The following is a 19,378-nucleotide window of genomic DNA, read 5'->3' on the forward strand; positions in this document are numbered from 1 at the left end:
GACGGCGTGTCTCTCCGTATCCGGATCAGCCGGCCGCCAGCTTTTCGGTGCAGGCGGTGCGGCTGCGTTGCAGGGTGCGTCGCAGATCGCCCACCAGATCGGGAAGCGCCGCCGCATCGCCGCCCGCGGCCGCGATCTGCAGCCGCCATGCGGTGTCGGCAAGGCGCTTCAGGCCGAAGTTCGCGGCGCTGCCTTTCAGGCTGTGCGCAGCGTATTCCACCTGATCCAGGTCCCCGGCCTCCGCCCCTTCGGCGATGGCCCGGGCGAAACCGTCCGCTTCGCTGAGACACGTTTCCAGCAATTCCCGGACCAGTTCGGGAGAAATCTGCTCCTCCAGCTCCTGCAGCTTCTCGGCGTCGATCAGCCCGCCGTCGCCGGCGCCGTCCGCCTCCGCCGTGGCGGGCGGCGGCGCGGCGTCGGGCCCTTCGGTCCGGGACGCGGTGCCCATGGCCCGGTCGATCACCGCCGCCAGCCCGTCCATGTCCACCGGCTTGGCGATGTAGTCGGTCATGCCTGCATCCAGGCAGACCTGGCGGTCGGCGGGCAGGGCGTTGGCGGTCATGGCGACGATGGGCACCGTGTCCAGCGGCGGGCCCATGGCGCGGATGCGGTGCGTGGCCTCCAGTCCGTCCATCTCGGGCATCTGCATGTCCATGACCACCAGATCGTAGGGCAGGGCGCGCACCGCTTCCACGGCCTCCAGACCGTCGGCGGCCAGATCCACATGATGGCCAAGGCGTTCGAGCATGCGCTGGGCCACCTGCTGGTTCACCGGGTTGTCCTCGGCGACCAGGATGCGGAGCCGGCGGGCGGGTGCGTCGCGGCGCGGGGCCTGCGCGACCGGACCCGGCGCGGGCACCCGGCCGGCGATGAGGTCGGCCAGCGCGGCAAGCAGTTCGCTCTGGCGCACCGGGCGCGGCAGGAGGGCATCCGCCCCGGCCTGCGCGGCGGAGCCGGGCTCGGCCCAGCCTTCCAGCAGCAGCGTCCGCACCGGCCCCAGCGCGTGGTCGTCCTGCCGGCGGACAAGGGGCGCCGCGGCATCGGGCAGGGCGCCGTCCACCACCATGGCATCGAAGCGGGGTGCTCCCGGCGGCGCCAGCACCGAGCGCTCCGCCAGCCGTCCGGCTCCGGCCGCACCGTCGTCGGCCAGCGCGACGGCGGCGCCGGCGCCGCGCAGGTGCCGGGTCAGCATCTCCCGCGCCGGGCCCGGTGCCGCCACCACAAGCAGGCGCGCCTCGGCCAGCGGACGGGCGGCGGCGACGGCGGGGCCCGTGCCGTGCAGGGCGCGGGGCAGCGGCAGGGTCACCGTGAAGGTGGTGCCGATGCCCTGGGTGCTCTCGGCCTCGATGACGCCGGCCATGGCCTCGGCCAGGCGGCGGCTGATGGCGAGCCCCAGCCCGGTGCCGCCGGCGCGGCGCGCGGCATCGCCATCGCCCTGGTTGAATTCCTGGAACAGGGTGGGCAGAACGTCGGCGGCGATGCCGCAGCCGGTATCGCTGATCGTGAAGCGCAGGGCGTCCGCGTCGCCCTGCGCGGCGGCGGCATCCACGCTGATCGTGACCGCTCCGGCGTCGGTGAACTTCACTGCGTTGCCCACCAGGTTAAGCAGTATCTGCCGCAGACGGCCGGCGTCGCCCAGGTATGTGCCGGCGACCGCCGGGTCGACGTGGGCGTGGACGTCCACCGCCTTCTCCAGGGCGCGGGGCGCCAGGATGTCGACCACGCCTTCCACCAGCGGTCCCAGGGCGAAGGGGCTGACCTCCAGCTCAAGCCGGCCGGCCTCCATCTTGGAAAAGTCCAGCACGTCGTTGAGCAGCGCCAGCAGGGCGTCGGCGCTGTCGCGGATGGTCATGGCGAAACGGCGCTGCTGACTGTCCAGGTCGGTATCCAGCAGCAGTCCCGTCATGCCGATGACGCCGTTCATGGGCGTGCGGATTTCGTGGCTGATGGTTGCCAGGAAGCGCGACTTGGCACGCGCGCCGGCTTCCGCGAGGTCCTTGGCCTCGCGCAGTTCCGTCTCGGCCTGCTTGCGGGCTGAAATGTCGCGGAAGGCGATCACCGCGCCCGAGACGGCGCCCTCGTCCATGATGGGGGCGGCGGCATAGGCCACGTCCAGGGGCGTGCCCGACTTGTGCCAGAACACGTCCTCGTCCACTCCCCGGGGGCGGCCGTCGCGGGCGACGGTGACCAGCGGGCTGTCGTCGCGCGGCAGGAAGCTGCCGTCGGCGTGCTTGTAGTGGATCAGCGGATGCAGCGGCGCCCCAACCAGTTCGTCGGCGCCGAACCCGAGCATGGCGGCGCCGGAGCGGTTGACGAAGATGCACGTACCGCGCGGGTCGACGCCCAGAATGCCGTCGGCGACGGAATTCAGGATCAGCTCGTTGCGGCGGTTCAGGCGCTCCAGCGCCATGCGGGCGGTCTGCAGGTCGGTGATGTCGACGCGGGTGCCGACCACGCCGCCGTCCGGCGTGCGGCGCTCGACGCTCTGGAGCCAGCGGCCGTCGGCCATGTGCTGGATCAGCGGCACGCCGGTCGGGTTGCGGTGCTCGGCGATGCGGCGCTCGCAGTACCGGCGCAGCTCCTGTCCGGTCTGGGCGAAGGCGCCCCGCTCGGCGGCCGCCCACACCAGGTTCTCGAAGAAAACGCCCGGTTCCAGCAGGTCCGCGATGATGCGGTAGGTCTCGCGGTAGCGCTGGTTGCACAGCACCAGGCGGTCGTCGGCATCGAACAGGGCGAAGCCCTCGGAGATGGCGGTGATGGCGGTCATCAGCCGGCGCTCGGCCGAAGCCACCCGTTCCTCGGCCTCGATCTGGTCCGTCACGTCGCGTCCGGTGCCGCGATAGCCCAGGAACGCCCCCTCGACCGAAAAGACGGGCTTGCCCGAAACCTGCAGCCAGCGCACCCGCCCGGCCGGGTCCATGCCGCGGTAGCGCAGGTCCTTGAACGGCCGCCGGGCCTCAAGCTCGGCCATGTGCGCGGCGATGGCCTCGGGGTCCGTGGTGGGTGCCATCAGCTCGTCGCGGCGGCGCCCGATAAGGTGGGTGCGAATGCGGTCGGGGTCGGCGAATCCCGGCGCGATGACGTTGGTGAACCGCAGGTCGGGCCCCATTTCCCAGAACCAGTCCGAGGCGGATTCGGCGAAGTCGCGGAACCGCTGCTGGCTCTCGCGCAGGGCCGCCTCGGCCCGCGCGCGGGTGGTGACGTCGCGCACCACGCCGATGAACAGCCGCTGGCCCCCTTCCTCCACCGCGTTCACGGCGATTTCCATGGGAAAGACGGTGCCGTCGCTGCGCCGGCCGTCCAGCCGCCGTACGACGCCCAGCTTCCGCGGGCCGCCATCTTCCAGCAGGGGCTTGATGCCACGGCCGGGGTCGGCGGCATAGGCGTCGGGCATCAGCACGTCGACCGAGCGCCCGACCATGGCCTCGCCGGTGTAGCCGAAGATGCGTTCGGCGGCCGGATTGACGCTCTGGATGACGCCGTCGGCGGTGATGGTCACGATGCCGTCCACCACGGTGGACAGGATCGCCCGCAGCCGCGCCTCGCGCGCCGCCACGTCCCGCGAGGCGTGCTTGAGCCGCGTGATGTCGACGCAGACGGCCAGGACGCCGGTGCCGCCGTCGGCCAGCGCGATCGGCTGCTTCAGGGTCTGATAGATGCGGACGCGGCCGTCGGGCAGGGTGAAGGTCTCCTCCACCTCCACGGCACGGCCGGTGTCCATGACCTCGCGGTCCATGCGGGCGTAGCCGTCGACCTCTTCGGTGTTGTCGTGAACGGCGGCGTTGTCGGCGTATTCCAGAGCCTCGGGCGTGGTGCCGAACAGGTCGGCGGTGGCCTTGTTGACCAGCAGGAAGCGGTTGGCGCGGTCCTTCACGAAGATCAGGTTGGGGTCGCTGTCGATGACGGCGCGCACGAAGTCCTTCTGCCGGCGCGTCTCCTGCTCCAGCGCCTTGCGGTCGTCGATGTTGACGGAGTAGCCGACCAGCAGGCGCTCACCGGTTTCGTCGCGGACGATGGTCTTCCCGGCCAGCATGGTGGCGGTGCGGCCGTCGGGCAGCACGAGGGCCTCTTCCCGCAAGTCGAGCCGTCCCTTCTTCCAGGCCTCGCTGTCGTCTTCGGCCAGGCGCGCGGCGACCTCGGGCGGAAACAGGTCGCGGTCGGTGCGGCCGGCGGCATCCTCGCGGCTGCGGCCGACGGTGCGCAGGATCTCGGCGTTCATGAAGGCGAAACGGCCGTCGCCGCGCTTGACGAAGACGTTCAGCGGCAGGGTGTCGAGGATCTGCTCGAACATGCGCCGCTGGCCCTTGCGGGCGCGGTCGGTCTCGCGGCTTTCGGTGATGTCGGTTTCGTGCAGCAGCGCCACCGGCCGGCCGCTGCCGGGGTCGGCCAGGGGCGTGACCTGCATCAGGTGCCAGCGGGCGGGCCCTGTTCTAGGTTGGGCCGGGAGGCACAGGTCGAAGGCCTCGCCGGCGGCCGCCTGGGCCAGGATGGAGTCGGCCAGCCCGTCGACGTTGATCTTGTCCTGCAGAAGGCTGTCGGAATATCCGAACAGGCGCTGGCTCTCGGCATTCCGCAGAAGGACCCGCCCGTCCAGCGCGACCATCGCCATGGGGCCGGGCGCGTGCCGCAGCGCCTCAGCGGCGCGCACCAGGTCGGGCGGGGCCTCGGCGGCGGAGACACGGTCGGCCTCGACCAGCATGGCCGCATTGGTGCCCGGCCAGTCGATGCCCTGACAGCGGCAGCGGGCGACCGTCGGACGGCCGCCGGGATAGAAGGTCCAGGTCTCCTCCACCATCCGTCCGGCGGCGAAGCTGTCGCGACAGGCTTCGGTGCGCGCCGTCGCAGCCGCCGTGCGGTCGGAAAAATCCCGTTGGCAAAGCGCCTCCACGCTGTCGGCTTCCCACAGGGCCAGGGCCGCCGGATTGGCCCAGAGGATGCGCGGGCGGTCCATGTCGAACACCCACACCGGGGTCGACAGGCGGTCCAGCAGGGCCGACATGGAAGCAGAGGAAACAGGCGCGGACACGGGCATCGGGCCACCAATAACGATCGTTCCCTTGCCACTATAGGGCATGCGCGCCGCCGGACGATACCCATGCGATAAGGACGCGACGGCGACCACCACCTGCACGCCCGGGCGCTGACGCCCGAGCGCACAGTTGTCACCCTGCATGCAAGGCTGGCGGAGCATACGGATGACAGGGCCGTCCTTCGGGACACCCACGCGGAACCGGCGCATCGCTTCGGCATTACCCATGCGACCGTTCAGATCGAGCGGGAGCGCTGCCCCGACGACACCCATGCCCCGCCACGCGGCGGGGCGGCGTGAGTCCCGGAAACGTCGCGCCATGACATGGCCCCATTCCGTGCCCATTGCCGCCATTACCGCGGGTGAGGCTAGCCTGACCCGATACCGGCAGGAGACGACCCTTGATGAGCAAGCTGACCGGAGCATCCGTCCTGAGCGCCATTGTCCTGGCGGCGCTGCTTGCGGGCGGCGTCATGGACCTGAAGGCGGAGCCGCGCGCCACCGGCGCCCCTTCCGCCGCCGAGGTCCCGAAGCTGGAGCGCGGCGGCCAGGTGGTCCAGGTGGTCGACGGGCGCACCCTGCGCATCGACGGCCGCACGGTCCAGCTGGCCGGCATCAGGACTCCCGTGCCGGGCCAGCAGTGCGAGCGGGCGGGGCGGCTCGAGTCCTGCGGCGACCAGGCGACGGCGGCGCTGGCCAAGATCGTCAACCTGAGCGTCAAGCCGCTGGACTGCCAGCCGGCGACGGGTGGCGAGGCGGGCCGTGTCACTTGCCTGGTGGAAGGTCGCGACGTGGCGGAAACCCTGGTCAAGCAGGGGCGCGCAGTGGCGATCGGCGACCGCTATGCCCAGGCCGAGGCGCAGGCGCGCACCGCCCAGCTTGGCCTGTGGGGCAGCGCCTGGGTCCCGCCCGAGCAGTGGCTGGCGGGCGAGCGCCTGCCGGCGGAACGGGCGCAACTGGCCGAGAAGACACGCGAAGAGGCCGCCGAGCGGAAACCGTCGGAGGCTGAATAACCGAGTCTGTCTATGGGGAGTTCCGGCGGCGGCGTCCATCCGCGCCTTGGATGGGGATCGGGGACACCGCGCCTGCGGACAGCAAGGGGGGGAGAGCCGCGGGCGCGGCGGGCGCTGAAAGAAGCACCGCCGCCGGAAGAACCCGCACCATGCCCCACGGCGCCATCGAAAGTAAATGCAAAAATCGCATGGCTCCCCTGCGATTTATGACTGAATTATGACGGGAAGCCGTGTCGACCGTCGCCCGCCCGGAGCAAGTGGTGGCCCGCCTTTACCCATCGTCCGTCAACAGGCGGCGCAGGTCGGTTTTCAGCACCTTGCCGTAGTTGTTTTTCGGCAGTTCCGGCAGATATCGGTAATCCTTGGGACGCTTGAAACGGGCGATGGATGCCAGGCACAGGCTGTCCAGCGCCTCCGGCGTGGGCTCCATGTCGGGGCTGACGGCAGGGTCGGTCACCACGAAGGCCACCACCTCCTCGCCCCAGTCGGCATGGGGGCGGCCGACCACCGAAACCTCGCGCACGCCGGGGTGGGTCAGCAGCACTTCCTCCACCTCGCGCGGATAGATGTTGGTGCCGCCCGAGATGATGACGTCCTTGCTGCGGTCCATGAGGGTCAGATAGCCGTCGGCATCCAGTGCTCCCACGTCGCCCGTGTATAGCCAACCGTCGCGGATGGTCTTTGCCGTGGCCTCATGGTTGCGCCAGTAGCCCAGCATGACCGCCGGCCCGCGCACCATCACTTCGCCGCTTTCACCGGGCGGCAGGGCGCGGCCGCCGGGGTCCCCCACCCGCACCTCCACCAGCGCCTGGCGCTGGCCGACCGATGCCAGCCGCGCCTCATGGCGGGGATTGGCGGCGTCGGCGTGCTGGGCCTTGTTCATGGCGGTGATGCACATGGGGCTTTCGCCCTGGCCGTAGATCTGGGCGATCTTGGGGCCCAGCACCTCCATGGCCGTCCTGGCATCGGCCACATAGCGCGGCCCGCCGCCATAGACGATGGTTTTCAGGTTGCCCGTGTCGGCGCCCGCCAGGCCGGGGTGCGAAACCAGCCGCGACACCATGGTGGGCGCGGCGAAGAAGGACAGGTTGGGATGGCGGGGCAGCAGGGCCAGGATTTCCGCGGGATCGAAGCCGCCGCTTTCCGGGATCACCTGCCGCGCCGTCGCCGCCACATGGGGCAAGATGTAGAAGCCCGACCCGTGGCTCATGGGGGCGGCGTGCAGCAGGCCGTCGTCGGGCGTCACCGCGTCCACGTCCAGGGCGTAGCAGGCGGTCATGGTCAAGAGGTTGCGATTGGACAGCATGGCGCCCTTGGGCTTGCCTGTGGTGCCGCTGGTGTAGAACAGCCACGCCAGGTCGTCCTGGTCGCGCTCGACCAGGGGCAGGGGCTCGGCGTCCAGCAGGCGGGCGTAATCGGCCGAGCCCACCTCCACCAGTCGCACCTGGCCGGTCTTGACCGAGGGAGCCTCCGCCACCGTCGCGGCCTTGTCGGGCGTGGCGAGGCAGACGCTCGCGCCGGCGTCGTCCAGCATGAAGTCGAACTCCATGGCGTGGAGCTTCGCGTTCATGGGGACGGCGACGAGGCCGGCATGCCAGATCGCGAATAAAACGTCGACATAATCTGGACAATTCGTCATCACCAGCGCCACCCGGTCGCCGGCGTGCAGCCCCAGCTCGTCGGCCAGTCCGCGCGCCAGCCGCGCCACCCGGTCGGCCAGTTGGCGATAGGTGGCGACCGTGGTCGTGCCGTGCTGCACGGCGACCCGGTCGCCGGCGCATCCGGCGGCGCGGACGAGAAGGCTGGCGACGTTCATGGACGGTGATACTCCCTGGCATTCTTATTGGGGCACCAGGGTAGCGATGCGCGCGCCTGCCGTCACCCTCGGGGAAGCGTCACCGTCACGCGCAGGCCGGTGCCGCCCTGGCCATCGCCGAGCGTGATCGTGCCGCCGTGGGCGTGGACGATGGTGCGCGCCACCGACAGTCCGAGGCCCGTGCCGCCCGTCTCCCGCGAGCGCGAGCCTTCCAGGCGGTAGAAGGGCGCGAAGACCTTTTCGCGCTCGGCCGTGGGGATGCCGGGGCCGTCATCGTCCACCGTCACCACCGCCGCGCCGTCGGCGGTGCGCAGCGTCACGCGGCAGGCGTGGCCATAGGCCTCGGCGTTGTCCATCAGGTTGGCGAAGACCCGCCGCAGGCCCGTCGACCGGCCCAGGATTTCAAGCGTCCCGGGCGCCTCGACGGCCGTGGCGGCGCGGCCCTCGGCGGCATCGCGCAGGAGGCCGGCCAGGTCCAGCGGTTCCACCGGCTCCGCCGCCGCGTCCTGACGCGCAAAGGACAGGGTGGCGGCGATCATGCGCTCCATGTCCTCCAGGTCGCGGAGCATCTTGGCGCGATCGCCCGATCCGTCGTCGTCCATCAGCTCGGCGCGCAGGCGCAGGCGGGTGATGGGCGTGCGCAGGTCGTGGGAGATGGCGGCCAGCATGCGCGTGCGGTCCTCGACATAGCGTGTGAGGCGGCGCTGCATCTCGTTGAAGGCGGTGGCGGCGCCGCGCACCTCGCGCGGGCCGGACTCGGGCAGGGGCTCGGCATGGGCGACGTCCACCCCCAGCCGCGCGGCATGGGCCTCCAGCACCCGCAGGGGACGCACGGCGCGCCGGACCCCCCACCAGGCGACGGCGGCGACGACGAGGACAAGGCCCGTCACCCACCCCAGGAAGGCCGGCCGCCACAGCCGCTCCGGCCGCTCCAGCAGGGCGAGGCCCGTCAGCCACGCCCCGTCGGGCAGGCGGACCGAGGCGGCCAGATGGGTCAGGTCCTGACCCGGGCGGGAGGGGGTCATCATCATGTGGTGACGAGCGCCCGGACCCATTCCGCGATCATGCCCCGGTCCCCGCTCGGGCAGGGCGTCGCGGTTCAGGCGGCCGACGACGATGTCGGTGCCCCCCGGCAGGCGCTCGGCCAGAAGCTGCGCCAGCACGCGGGCGAGCGCACCGCCGCGTCGCGGCTCGGCGAGGGGTGTGTCGGTCAGACCCAGGTGGAAGCCCGGCCCGCCCATGGCGCGGACGATGGGCGCCCGCGCCTCGGCGGGGGCGGCGCCCACGGTTTCCACCGCCGCCGCCATGCGCGCCGCCGCCTGGCGCAGACCGGCGGCTTCCAGCGCCTGGTGCCGGTCGCGGGCATAGACGGCCAGCACCGCCAGGTGCGAGCAGATCAGCACCGCCGCCAGCACCAGCAGGAACCAGCCGGTGATGCTGTCGGGCAGCAGGGGCAGCCGCCGGCGGGGGGGCTTGGCGGAAGCGGTGGCGGTCATGGTCGGACGACCTCGGGCGTGAACAGGTAGCCGCCGCCGCGCACCGTCTTGATCAGGCTGGGATTTTTCGGGTCGGGCTCGATCTTGCGGCGCAGGCGGCTGACCTGGATGTCGACGCTGCGGTCGAACGGCATGGCCTGCCGCCCGCGCGCCAGGTCCAGAAGCTGATCGCGGCTGAGCACGCGGCGGGGGTGCTCCAGGAACGCCATGAGCATGTCGTACTCGCCGGCCGAAAGCTCCACCGCCGCGCCGTCGGGCCCGGTGCAGGCGCGGGTGGCGCGGTCGAGCGTGAAGCCGGCGAAGCGGTAGAGGGCGGGCGGCTCGACGTCGCCCTCTTCAGGCGGGTCGGCCGCCGCGTGAGGTTCCGCCCGGCGGAGGACGGCCTTGGCGCGGGCCACCAGCTCGCGCGGGTTGAAGGGCTTGGGCAGGTAATCGTCGGCGCCCATTTCCAGGCCCACGATGCGGTCCACGTCCTCGCCCATGGCGGTCAGCATGATGATGGGCGTGCGGTCGCCTGCCGCCCGCAACGCGCGGCACAGCGACAGCCCGTCCTCGCCCGGCAGCATGAGGTCGAGCACCAAAAGGTCCGGTGCGGCCTCGGCCATGCGGGCGTGCATGGCGGGGCCGTCGGCGGCGGTGGAGACGGTGAAGCCGTGCTTCGACAGGAAGCGGTCCAGCAGGTCGCGGATCTCGGCGTCGTCATCGACCACAAGGAGATGCGGGGCGTCGGTGCTCATGCCGCCATTGTAGGCCCGAGCACCCCGCCCCGCGAGCCGGAAAACGCTTCCGTTACCCTGTGTTACAGAGCGTTGTTGTCACCCCGGCTTGCCGTCGGCGCGCGGCCGCAGGAACAGCGGCACATAGACGATGAGGTAGCAGATGAAGGCCAGCGCCCACAGCCACCCCGCCGCGACAACCAGCGAGGTATACCCCTCCGGCTTGATGAGCGGCCCGAAGACGCGCACCAGGGCGGCCATGTTCACCAGCACATAGGCGGCGATGGTCAGCGGCGCGGCGACGATGGGCCGGCCGGCGTGGCCCAGCGCCGCGCGCGTCATGACGGCCAGCGTCAGCGTGCCGACGGCGCCGGCGGTCATGGCGTGCCAGGCGGTAGTGTAGGGCACCCAGTCGGCCAGCAGCGAGGCGGCCTCCAGCAGAAAGGCGAAGCCGATCCAGCCATAACCCACGTGCAGGATGAAGAGAATGGGCTCGCTCAGGGTGGAAAAGCCGCTCCAGCGCCCCAGCCGCCACAGCACGGACACGCCGGCAAGCAGGGCGACCAGGCCGACCATCCAGTCCCAGGCGCCCAGCGCGTGGAGGATCATCACCAGGAACGCGAGCAGGATGGAGACGCGCTCCAGCCCCGTGTCCACACGCACCGAGTCGGTGCGGCCGCGCGCCTTCAGCCAGTTGCGCGTGAACGACGGGACGATGCGGCCGCCCACGATGATCATCATGATCGCCGCCACGTCCACGGCCAGCCGCCGGGCATAGGTGCCCGAGGGCTCCAGGCCCATGAAGGCAACGTGGTCGAGCAGGCTGCACAGCCACCACACGCTCAGCAGCAGCAGGAAGACGTGGTTGCGCCGGTTGCGCACCGGCAGCAGCGCGGTTGCTAGGACGGCGATCAGCGTGGGCAGGAAGGCCAGGTCCAGCGCCGCCGTCAACCAGGCCGGAATGATCCCGGCCAGCCACATGCCGACGCGCCCCGCCAGCCACAGCGTCGCCAGAAGAACGATGGTCCAGCTTTTCGCAGCGGCGGTGCCGGTCCAGTTGGGCACGGCGGTCAGCAGGAAGCCGGCGGCGGCGGCGACGGTGTAGCCGAACAGCATCTCGTGGGCGTGCCACCCCACGGGATCGGCCGCCGCGCCGAGCGCCCCGCCGGCGGGCGCGGACAGCCAGAGCGTCCACAGCGCCATGGCGAAGGCGCCCTGAAGGCCGGCCAGCAGGAAGAAAGCGCGAAAGCCCGAGCGGAACAGGATCAACGGCGGACGGTCGAAGGCCCCGGCGCGGCGGCGGGCGTCGTCGGCGTCGGGGGCGGCGGCGGAGTCTGTCATGGCGTGTGGTCTTGATCCCAATCAAAGGAAGGCCGGCTGGCCGGGTTTAGGATAGGCTGCATCGACTGAACCTCCTACGACTTGACGTTTGTCATGACCGAACTGTTCCTCGCCGTCGCCGTCTTCCTGCTGACCCACAGCCTGCCCGCCGCGCGGCCCCTGCGGGCGCGCATCGTCGCCAGCATGGGGCGCGGGCCCTATCTGGCCGGTTATTCCGTCCTGAGCCTGGCGGTCCTCGCCTGGGTGGCCGTGGCCTACGTCCGCGCGCCCTATGTGCCCGTCTGGGACTACCAGGGCTGGGCGGCCTGGGTGCCGCTGGTCACCATGCCCGTCGCCTGCATCCTGGGCGTCGGCGCGCTGGTGGTGGCGAATCCGCTGTCCGTCGGCGTGCGGCGGCGGGGCTTCGACCCCGATCGTCCGGGCCTGCTGGCAATCACCCGCCATCCGCTGATCTGGGCCTTCATCCTGTGGGCCGGCGGCCACTTCGTCGCCAACGAGGACCTCGCCTCGGCGGTGCTGTTCGGGCTTCTGCTGGTCCTGAGCCTGGCCGGCCCTTACGGCATCGATGCCAAGGCCCGCAAGGAGTTCGGCGCGGCGGAATGGCGGCGCCTGAGCGCGCGCACCTCCAACTGGCCCTTCGCGGCGGTCGTCTCGGGGCGTGCCCGCCTGCGGGATGCGTGGCCGGGCTGGCTGCCGCTGGTGGGCGGGCTGGTGGTCTATGCCGCCCTTCTGCACCTGCACGGCCCGGTGATCGGCGTGCAGCCCTGGGTGGGTGTGCTCTAGCCGAAGACGGCCAGCACCCCGGCATGGTCGCTGGGATAGAGGCCCGTCGCCGGGTCGGCCGCGTCCAGAACCCGCGCCACCCTTACCGCGCGCCACGGCCCGGCCAGCAGGAACAGATGGTCGAGGCTGTCCGCCCGGCCGCGCCCGTCAGCCGGAAGCAGCGTCGGCGGCGAAAAGTCCGCGCCGCCGGCCCGGCATCCCGAAAGTTCCGCGATCACGGGGGACTCCGGCCCTGCGTTGAAGTCGCCGCCCAGGACAACGGGCCGGTCGCGGATGCCGGCCAGCGCCGCCAGCACGGCATCGCGCTGGGCCCGCCGCAGGCCGGGAGAGTCGTCGAGGTGAGTCAGGTGCGTGGTCGCGGCCACCATCGGCGCGCCGTCGGCGTCCGTGGTGTGCGCGATCAGGGCCTGGCGGTCGCCGTCGCGCGGGTCGGCGGGAAGCTCCACGACCCGATGCCCGGTGATCGGCCGCCGCGACAGGACGGCGAGGCCCGAGGTTGTGTCCAGCCGCCGCCCCTCCACCATGCGCGCCTTCCGCCGGCCGGTGTGGCGGACGCGATGGGGCAGGGCGCAGGCCTCGGCCAGACGGGCGGCGGTATCCACGGTGCCGTCGGCGGCGGCGAGCGCCTCCTGCAGCAGCACCACGTCGGGCCGCAGCGCCGCCAGCTCCGCCGCCATGAGACGCAGGCGGGTGCGATAGGCGCCATCGCCCTTCCAGGTATTCAGCGTGACGACGGTGCAGGACACGACCGGAAATTCCCGCAAAAGGAGTGGCCTTTACTCTGGCCCGTCTACATTGTGCGGTAAAGACGGATGACTCACGGCGGTTGTCTATGAGGAATGGCGGTATCTTCGCTGTTGTTTCAACGCCAGGTCACGGTTCTGTCATCACTGCCGGATACACTGTCGGAGAACCAACAGGCACGGACCCGACAGAGGTCCAGCCGCGCGGAGGAATCATGTCGTCGCACCAGCACCAAACCCATCCAACGGTCGCCGCGCCGCCCGATGCGTGCGTCGTGCCGCCCTCGGCTTCCGGCGACCGGCAGGGGCGGGTGGACCGTCTTCTGGCCGATCCCCGTGTGCAGCGGGAAGTGCGTGGCGTGGTGGGGCGCGTGCAGGGGGTGCTGGCCGGGCGCGCGGTGGTCGAGCCGGTGTGCGGCGACGGCTGGTGGACGGCGCATCTGGCGCAGGCGGCGCAGGCCGTCACGGCGCTGACCGACGATCCCGCCGCCCTGCGCCGTGCCGCCGCCCGCCGCCTTCCCCCCAACCGGGTGCGGCTGGTGCAGGCCGCGCCGGAGGACCTGCCGCGGTTGGGCGGGGCCTTCGACGGCGGCTTTGGGGCCTTTCTCTGCGCCGGTCCGAGCGCCTTCTGCCGCACGGACGTCCTGACGCTGCTGCACCGGCGGCTTGGTCCGGGTGCGGCGGTGGTGCTGGTGGATGCCCGCGAGCCCGAGGCCGGCTCCGCCGCCATGGCCGAAGACGACCTGCGCGCTCGGGTGCGCGAGACGGCTCCCGATGCCCGTGCGCTGAAGGTGGACGTGGGCGAGCGGCTGTGGTGCCTCAGCTATACGCTCTGACGCCGGCAGGGGCGGGGCGGGGCGCGCCGGCATTTACGGGCGGGCGGCGAGGCGGTAGAAACACGCTTTGTCGCAAGCCGTGAAAGCCGTTGTCCTTGTCTCGCAAGCACTCCACCCGCGCATTGTTCGGCCGCCTCCTGCGCGAGGCGGTGCGCCCGTATGCGGCGCGCATCGGGCTTGCCGTCGTCGCCATGGCGGTGGCGGCCGCCGCGCAGGGCATGACGGCCTGGCTGATGGAGCCGGTGGTGGACCAGGTGTTCTCGCAGAAGGACAGGTCCATGCTGTGGCCCGTGGCGATCGCCGTGCTGGCGACATTCGCCGTCAAGGGCATCGCCGAGTACAGCCAGTCGGGCCTGATGAGCCATGTCGGCCTGCGCGCCATCGCCGACTTGCAGAACCGGCTTTATGCGCACCTGACCAGCCAGGACGTCGCCTTCTTCCAGGCGCACAAGACCGGATCCTTGGTGTCGCGCTTCCTGGTGGACGTGAACCTGCTGCGCGCCGCCGTCTCCAACGGGATCACCGGGATCGGCAAGGATGCCCTGACGGCCGCCGCGCTGATCGGCGTGATGTTCTATCAGGACTGGGTGCTGGCGACGGCGGCCTTCCTGGTGTTTCCCATCGCCATCTATCCGGTCGCCCGCCTGGGCAAGCGCATGCGCAAGGTGTCGGTCAACACGCAGGAGCAGATGGGCGCCTTCAACACCCTGCTTGAGCAGTCCTTCGCCGGCATCCGCATGGTCAAGGCCTACCGCATGGAAAGGGTGGAGCAGGGCCGCGTCGCCGAACTGACGGAAACCGTCTACCGCCTGACGCAGAAGGGTGCGCTGACCCGCGCCGCCTCCAGCCCGATCATGGAGATGATGGGCGGCCTGGCGGTGACGGTGGTGATCGTCTACGGCGGCTTGCGGGTGATCGAGGGCGTGACCACCACCGGCGCGTTCTTCTCTTTCATCACCGCCTTGATGATGGCCTACAGGCCGCTGAAATCGCTGGCGAACCTGAACACGGTGATCCAGGAGGGCATGGGCGCCGCCGAGCGCCTGTTCGACGTGCTGGACACGCGGCCCGCCATCACCGACGCCCCCGACGCGAAGCCGCTTGACCTGTCCGGCGGCCATGTGCGGCTGGAGGGCGTGACCTTCCGCTATGACGCCGCCGAGACAGGCGACCGCCCGGCGCTGCACGGCCTCGACCTTGACGTTCCGGCGGGGCGGACGGTGGCGCTGGTGGGGCCGTCGGGCTCCGGCAAGTCCACGGTCATGAACATGATCCCGCGCTTCTACGACGCCACCGAGGGGCGGGTGACGGTCGACGGCCAGGACGTGCGCGCGGTAACGCTGGACAGCTTGCGCGACGCCGTGGCGCTGGTCAGCCAGGAGGTGGTGCTGTTCGACGACACGGTGGCCGCCAACATCGCCTTCGGCAAGCCGGGCGCCAGCCGCGAGGAGATCGAGACCGCCGCCCGCAACGCCGCCGCGCACGAGTTCATCACGGCCCTTCCCGCGGGCTACGACACCATCGTCGGCGAGCGCGGCCTGAAACTGTCCGGCGGGCAGCGCCAGCGCCTGTCCATCGCGCGCGCCATGCTGAAGAACGCACCCATCCTGCTGCTGGACGAAGCCACCAGCGCGCTCGACACCGAAAGCGAGCGGCAGGTGCAGGGGGCGCTGGAAGACCTGATGCGCGGGCGCACCACGCTGGTCATCGCGCACCGGCTTTCGACCGTGACCAACGCCGACCTGATTCACGTCATCGACTCGGGCCGGCTGGTGGAAAGCGGCACGCACGAGGACCTGCTGCGCAAGGGCGGCGCCTACGCGCGGCTCTACCAGCTTCAGTTCGCCGCCGAACAGGCCCCGGGCCACGGCGGCGAGGATATCGCGCTCGCGCCCTGAGTTGGTCTTTGGTATTGGCCGAAGGTCTTCGACTTTACACGGCTGTGCCCCTTCGGCCATCTTAATTCAGTAACTGTTGCCCGGTGCACAGGCCGGGCGGCAAGAGGGGGCTCCGCCATGAACCATCGCCAATCCCGTGTGCCGACGCTTGCCGACGCCCTGTGGCCGGCGGACGTCTTTTCCGGGCTCCGCGCGGCCGTGCTCGTGGTGCTGGGCGTGCTGGTTCTGGCGACCTTGGCGTCGGTGCACGTGCCGTTCTGGCCGGTCCCCATGACGCTTCAAACCCTTGCGGTCCTGGCCCTTGCCGCCGTCTACGGCTGCCGACTCGGGACGGCGGCGGTCCTTGCCTACCTGCTGGTTGGCGCGGCGGGGATGCCGGTCTTTGCCGGAACGCCGGGGCGCGGGGTTGGTCTCGCCTACATGACCGGGCCCACGGGCGGCTACCTGCTGGGCTTCGTGCTGGCGGCGGCCCTGGTGGGCGCGCTGGCCGACCGGGGGTGGGACCGCCGGCTGTTCGGCGCGGGCATGGCGATGACGCTGGGGCTGGCGGTGATCATGGGGGGCGGTTGGGCGTGGCTGGCGACGCTGATGGGCCCCGTCGAGGCTCTGGCGGCGGGCGTGGTGCCCTTCCTTCCGGCGGAGGTGGTGAAGGTCTGCCTCGGCATGTGCCTGCTGCCGGCGCTTTGGACGCTGGTGGAGCGGCGGCGCGACCGGCCGGCCGGGGGCGCGTCGCCAGCGTCCCCAGGGTGCGCGCACCCGGCGCCGCAGCGGCCTACTCCGCCCCGTCCTCGTACTGCATCTGCTGCTTGGGGAAGTCCGCCTTGGGGCCCATGGCGCGGCGGTCGCGCTTGAAGGCCGGGTCGGTCTGCATGTACAGCGACAGAAGCCGCGCCATCGCCTCCAGGCTCTTGATGTGGGTGCGCTCCCAGCCGTGGCTGCCGTCGACGGCGAAGCAGACCAGCGCGGTGCGGATGTCGTTGCCCGCCTCCAGCGCCGAGGCGGCGTCGGAGCGGTAATAGCGGAAGACGTCGCGCTCGTGCTCGATGCCGTAGCCCTTGCACAGGTCGATGAGCCGGCGCGTCAGGTGCCAGTCGAAGGGGCCGGTCATGTCCTGCATGGCGACGGTGACGCCGTATTCGCTGGTGTTCTGGCCGGGCGCGATGGTGCCGTTGTCCACCGAGACCATCTCGGCCACGTCGCCGTGCAGGATGGACGAGGCGCCGACGCCCACTTCCTCCGAGATCGTGAACAGCAGGTGGCAGTCCACGGGCAGCTCCACGCCGGTGTCCTGCATCGCCTTGGCGGCCGCCAGCATGGCGGCGACGCCGGCCTTGTCATCCAGGTGGCGGGAGTTGATGAAGCCCGTTTCCGTGATCTCCGGCTGGGCGTCGATGGAAACGTGGTCGCCGATGTTGATGCCGACGTGCTGCAAATCCGCCTTGGTGTGGCAGAACTCGTCCACCCGCACCTCGACGTTCCGCCAACTGGTCGGCTGGGTGTCGATTTCCTCGTTGAAGGCGTGGCCGGAGGCTTTCAGCGGCATGATGGTGCCGCGGAAGGTCTTTTGGTCGTCGCTGTAGATGGTGCAGCGCGCACCCTCGGCGAAGCGGGCCGACCAGTGTCCGATCATCGCCAGTTCCAGCCGGCCGTTGTCCTTCAGGCCCTTGACGATGGCGCCCAGCGTGTCGACGTGGCCGATGATGGCCCGGTCGGGGCTGTAGCGCACGCCGGGCAGGTTGGCGCGGATGGCGCCCCGGCGGGTGAGTTCGTAGTCGATGCCCATGCTCTCCAACTCGCCGCAGACATAGTGGACGATGGTGTCCGTCATGCCCGTCGGGCTGGGCGTGTTGAGCATCATGAAAAGGACACGGAGCAGGTAATCGGTGTCCACCTCCAGGCGGCGCAAGTCACTCTCCCTTGATCTGGTTGGACCGGTCGGCGAGCGGCGCGAAACGCGTCTGCGGGAACAGCAAGTCGATAAAACGCTCCGCCGTCGGTTGAGGTTCATGGTTGGCGAGGCCGGGACGCTCGTTGGCCTCGATGATCACGTAGTCCGGGCCCGCGACGTCGGGCACCAGGAAGTCGAAGCCCACCACGGGGATGTCCAGCGCCCGCGCGCCCCTGACAGCGGCTTCCACAAGCGTGTGGTGCAGGCGCTCGGTCACGTCGTGGATGGTGCCGCCGGTGTGCAGGTTTGCGGTCTTGCGCACCACGATCTCGCGCCCGTCCGGGGGCACCGACTCCCAGTCCAGGCCGGCGTCGGCGAGGCAGCGTTGGGTCTCGGCGTCGGTCGGGATGCGGCTTTCCCCGCCGGTTGCGGCGGCGCGGCGGCGGCTCTGGTGCTCGATCAGGGTGCGCACCGTGTCGCGGCCGTTGCCGGTGATGGCGGCGGGGCGGCGGGTGGCGGCGGCCACCACCTTGCTGTCGATGACGATGATGCGCAGGTCCTGACCGGCGCAGAACTCTTCCAGCAGCACGGTTTCGCAGTGGCGGCGGGCCTCTTCCACCGCCCGTTCCACGGCCGCGGCGTCCGACAGGTCGACGGAAATCCCCTGGCCCTGTTCGCCGCGCGCCGGCTTGACCACCAGCCGCTTGCAGCGTTCCAGGAAGGCGGCGTTCTCCTCGGCCGAGCCGGCCGCCTTCTGCCGGGGCACGCGCAGGCCGGCCTTTTCCAGCAGGCGGCGGGTGACGACCTTGTCGTCGCAGCGGGACATGGCGATGGCGGTGGTCAATTCGGTCAGGCTCTCGCGGCAGATGATGGACCGCCCGCCGTGGGACAGGGCGAAGTATCCCGCCTCCTCGTCCAGCACCTCGACCGCGATGCCGCGCCGGCGCGCCTCGTCGACGATGATCCGGGCATAGGGGTTGAGGTCGGCTTCCGGCTCCGGTCCGATGAACAGGCGTTCGTTGATGGAGTTCTTGTGCTTGAGCGTGAACACGGGCACGCGCTCGAACCCCAGCTTTTCGTACAGCCGGATCGCCATCTCGTTGGTGTGCATCACCGACAGGTCCATGAAGGCCCGCCCGCGCGCCTGGTAGTGCTCCGCCAGTTGCCGCACCAGGGCCTCGCCGATGCCGGGCAGGTGGGTCTGCCCGTCCACCGCCAGCGCCCAAAGCGAGGAGCCGTTGTCCGGGTCGTTGAAGGCGCGCTTGTGGTCGACGCCCGTCACCACGCCGACCGCGTCACCGGTGTGGTCGTCCACGGCCACCAGCACCGTCAGGATGCGCGAGTTGCGATTGGCCCACAGGAAGTCGTCGGGGAAGGGCACCATGCCGCGGCCGGAGTAGATGCGGTTGACCCGGTCGCATTCCTCGGGCGTGCGCACCCGCCGCACCGTGAAGCCCTGCCGCCGCTGCCGCGAGGGGCGATAGCGGTTGAGCCACAGGCGGAAGGTGTGGCTCGGGTCCAGGAACAGCTCCTGCGGCGCATGGGCCAGGGCCACATGCGGGTCGCGGATATAGAAAACGATGTCGCGCCGGCCGGGGCGTTCGTCGCGCAGAAGCTCGGCCGCGTCGCGCGGGTCGTCGAAGGTCTGCGCGAAGATCAGCCGGCCCCAGCCGCATTCCACCACCACGTTCTTCTCCATGGCGCGAGCGGCCGGATCGCGCGGCAGCTCGCCCCAGTTCTTGAGCGACGGCGAGGCGCTGCTTTGCAGCCGGTGTTGCTGGTGCGGCGGCGGGTGAGTCTTCTTGCCCATGAGGGTCGG

Annotated in this window: 13 protein-coding genes; 5 read left to right on the top strand and 8 right to left on the bottom strand. The window is 70.9% G+C overall.

Going from position 1 to position 19,378, the window contains the following annotated elements:
- Positions 1–25 precede the first annotated feature (25 nt).
- Positions 26–5,026, bottom strand: coding sequence for a PAS domain S-box protein (locus LG334_RS09850; RefSeq protein WP_404385634.1), 5,001 nt, complete (start codon positions 5,024–5,026; stop codon positions 26–28).
- Positions 5,027–5,433: 407 nt separating this feature from the next.
- Here LG334_RS09850 and LG334_RS09855 point away from each other — a divergent pair, with 407 nt between their 5' ends.
- Complete coding sequence (locus LG334_RS09855; protein ID WP_404385636.1) at positions 5,434–6,042, top strand: thermonuclease family protein; 609 nt, start codon at positions 5,434–5,436, stop codon at positions 6,040–6,042.
- A 271-nt stretch (positions 6,043–6,313) separates the two neighbouring features.
- On the opposite strand, the gene LG334_RS09860 is transcribed toward LG334_RS09855, so the two are convergent.
- From LG334_RS09860 to LG334_RS09875, 4 genes are all read right to left on the bottom strand, one after another.
- On the bottom strand, positions 6,314–7,858 hold the full coding sequence (locus tag LG334_RS09860) for an AMP-binding protein (protein WP_404385638.1): 1,545 nt from the start codon (positions 7,856–7,858) through the stop codon (positions 6,314–6,316).
- A gap of 62 nt (positions 7,859–7,920) precedes the next feature.
- Positions 7,921–9,354, bottom strand: a complete 1,434-nt coding sequence (locus LG334_RS09865) for an ATP-binding protein (protein WP_404385640.1) — start codon at positions 9,352–9,354, stop codon at positions 7,921–7,923.
- A complete protein-coding gene (locus LG334_RS09870; protein WP_404385642.1) occupies positions 9,351–10,091 on the bottom strand; it encodes a response regulator in 741 nt (246 codons plus the stop codon). The genes LG334_RS09865 and LG334_RS09870 overlap by 4 nt, the downstream gene beginning before the upstream one ends.
- Positions 10,092–10,169: 78 nt before the next feature.
- Positions 10,170–11,411 (bottom strand): NnrS family protein, encoded by a 1,242-nt coding sequence (locus LG334_RS09875; RefSeq protein ID WP_404385644.1) that lies wholly within the window; start codon positions 11,409–11,411, stop codon positions 10,170–10,172.
- 93 nt (positions 11,412–11,504) lie between these two features.
- Here LG334_RS09875 and LG334_RS09880 point away from each other — a divergent pair, with 93 nt between their 5' ends.
- A complete protein-coding gene (locus LG334_RS09880; RefSeq protein ID WP_404385646.1) occupies positions 11,505–12,194 on the top strand; it encodes an NnrU family protein in 690 nt (229 codons plus the stop codon).
- Here the strand turns inward: LG334_RS09880 and LG334_RS09885 are convergent.
- The gene (locus LG334_RS09885) at positions 12,191–12,940 is read right to left on the bottom strand and encodes an endonuclease/exonuclease/phosphatase family protein (RefSeq protein WP_404385648.1); all 750 of its coding nucleotides are present in this window, start codon (positions 12,938–12,940) and stop codon (positions 12,191–12,193) included. The genes LG334_RS09880 and LG334_RS09885 overlap by 4 nt on opposite strands.
- Before the next feature lie 212 nt (positions 12,941–13,152).
- On the opposite strand from LG334_RS09885, the gene LG334_RS09890 reads away from it, so the two are divergent.
- The 3 genes from LG334_RS09890 to LG334_RS09900 all read left to right on the top strand — a co-directional run bounded on the left by LG334_RS09890 (position 13,153) and on the right by LG334_RS09900 (position 16,523).
- Positions 13,153–13,773 (top strand): methyltransferase domain-containing protein, encoded by a 621-nt coding sequence (locus LG334_RS09890; RefSeq protein WP_404385650.1) that lies wholly within the window; start codon positions 13,153–13,155, stop codon positions 13,771–13,773.
- Positions 13,774–13,868: 95 nt separating this feature from the next.
- Positions 13,869–15,671, top strand: a complete 1,803-nt coding sequence (locus LG334_RS09895; protein WP_404385652.1) for an ABC transporter ATP-binding protein — start codon at positions 13,869–13,871, stop codon at positions 15,669–15,671.
- 117 nt (positions 15,672–15,788) lie between these two features.
- On the top strand, positions 15,789–16,523 hold the full coding sequence (locus LG334_RS09900) for a biotin transporter BioY (RefSeq protein ID WP_404385654.1): 735 nt from the start codon (positions 15,789–15,791) through the stop codon (positions 16,521–16,523).
- On the opposite strand, the gene LG334_RS09905 is transcribed toward LG334_RS09900, so the two are convergent.
- Entirely contained in the window at positions 16,444–17,577 is a 1,134-nt protein-coding gene (locus LG334_RS09905; protein ID WP_404385656.1) for an osmoprotectant NAGGN system M42 family peptidase, read from the bottom strand. The two genes, LG334_RS09900 and LG334_RS09905, sit on opposite strands and share 80 nt — an antisense overlap.
- 1 nt (position 17,578) lies before the next feature.
- The gene (gene ngg, locus LG334_RS09910; RefSeq protein ID WP_404385658.1) at positions 17,579–19,369 is read right to left on the bottom strand and encodes an N-acetylglutaminylglutamine synthetase; all 1,791 of its coding nucleotides are present in this window, start codon (positions 19,367–19,369) and stop codon (positions 17,579–17,581) included.
- Positions 19,370–19,378 lie beyond the last annotated feature (9 nt).

The organism is Caenispirillum salinarum, assembly GCF_044803115.1.
Lineage (GTDB): Bacteria > Pseudomonadota > Alphaproteobacteria > Rhodospirillales > Rhodospirillaceae > Caenispirillum > Caenispirillum salinarum_A.

What these genes read in the sequence shown, in the direction of transcription:
- LG334_RS09855 (WP_404385636.1), top strand. Translation starts at nt 5,434, where the DNA reads ATGAGCAAGCTGACCGGAGCATCCGTCCTGAGCGCCATTGTCCTGGCG.
- LG334_RS09860 (WP_404385638.1), bottom strand. Translation starts at nt 7,858, where the DNA reads ATGAACGTCGCCAGCCTTCTCGTCCGCGCCGCCGGATGCGCCGGCGAC.
- LG334_RS09865 (WP_404385640.1), bottom strand. Translation starts at nt 9,354, where the DNA reads ATGACCGCCACCGCTTCCGCCAAGCCCCCCCGCCGGCGGCTGCCCCTG.
- LG334_RS09870 (WP_404385642.1), bottom strand. Translation starts at nt 10,091, where the DNA reads ATGAGCACCGACGCCCCGCATCTCCTTGTGGTCGATGACGACGCCGAG.
- LG334_RS09875 (WP_404385644.1), bottom strand. Translation starts at nt 11,411, where the DNA reads ATGACAGACTCCGCCGCCGCCCCCGACGCCGACGACGCCCGCCGCCGC.
- LG334_RS09880 (WP_404385646.1), top strand. Translation starts at nt 11,505, where the DNA reads ATGACCGAACTGTTCCTCGCCGTCGCCGTCTTCCTGCTGACCCACAGC.
- LG334_RS09890 (WP_404385650.1), top strand. Translation starts at nt 13,153, where the DNA reads ATGTCGTCGCACCAGCACCAAACCCATCCAACGGTCGCCGCGCCGCCC.
- LG334_RS09900 (WP_404385654.1), top strand. Translation starts at nt 15,789, where the DNA reads ATGAACCATCGCCAATCCCGTGTGCCGACGCTTGCCGACGCCCTGTGG.
- ngg (WP_404385658.1), bottom strand. Translation starts at nt 19,369, where the DNA reads ATGGGCAAGAAGACTCACCCGCCGCCGCACCAGCAACACCGGCTGCAA.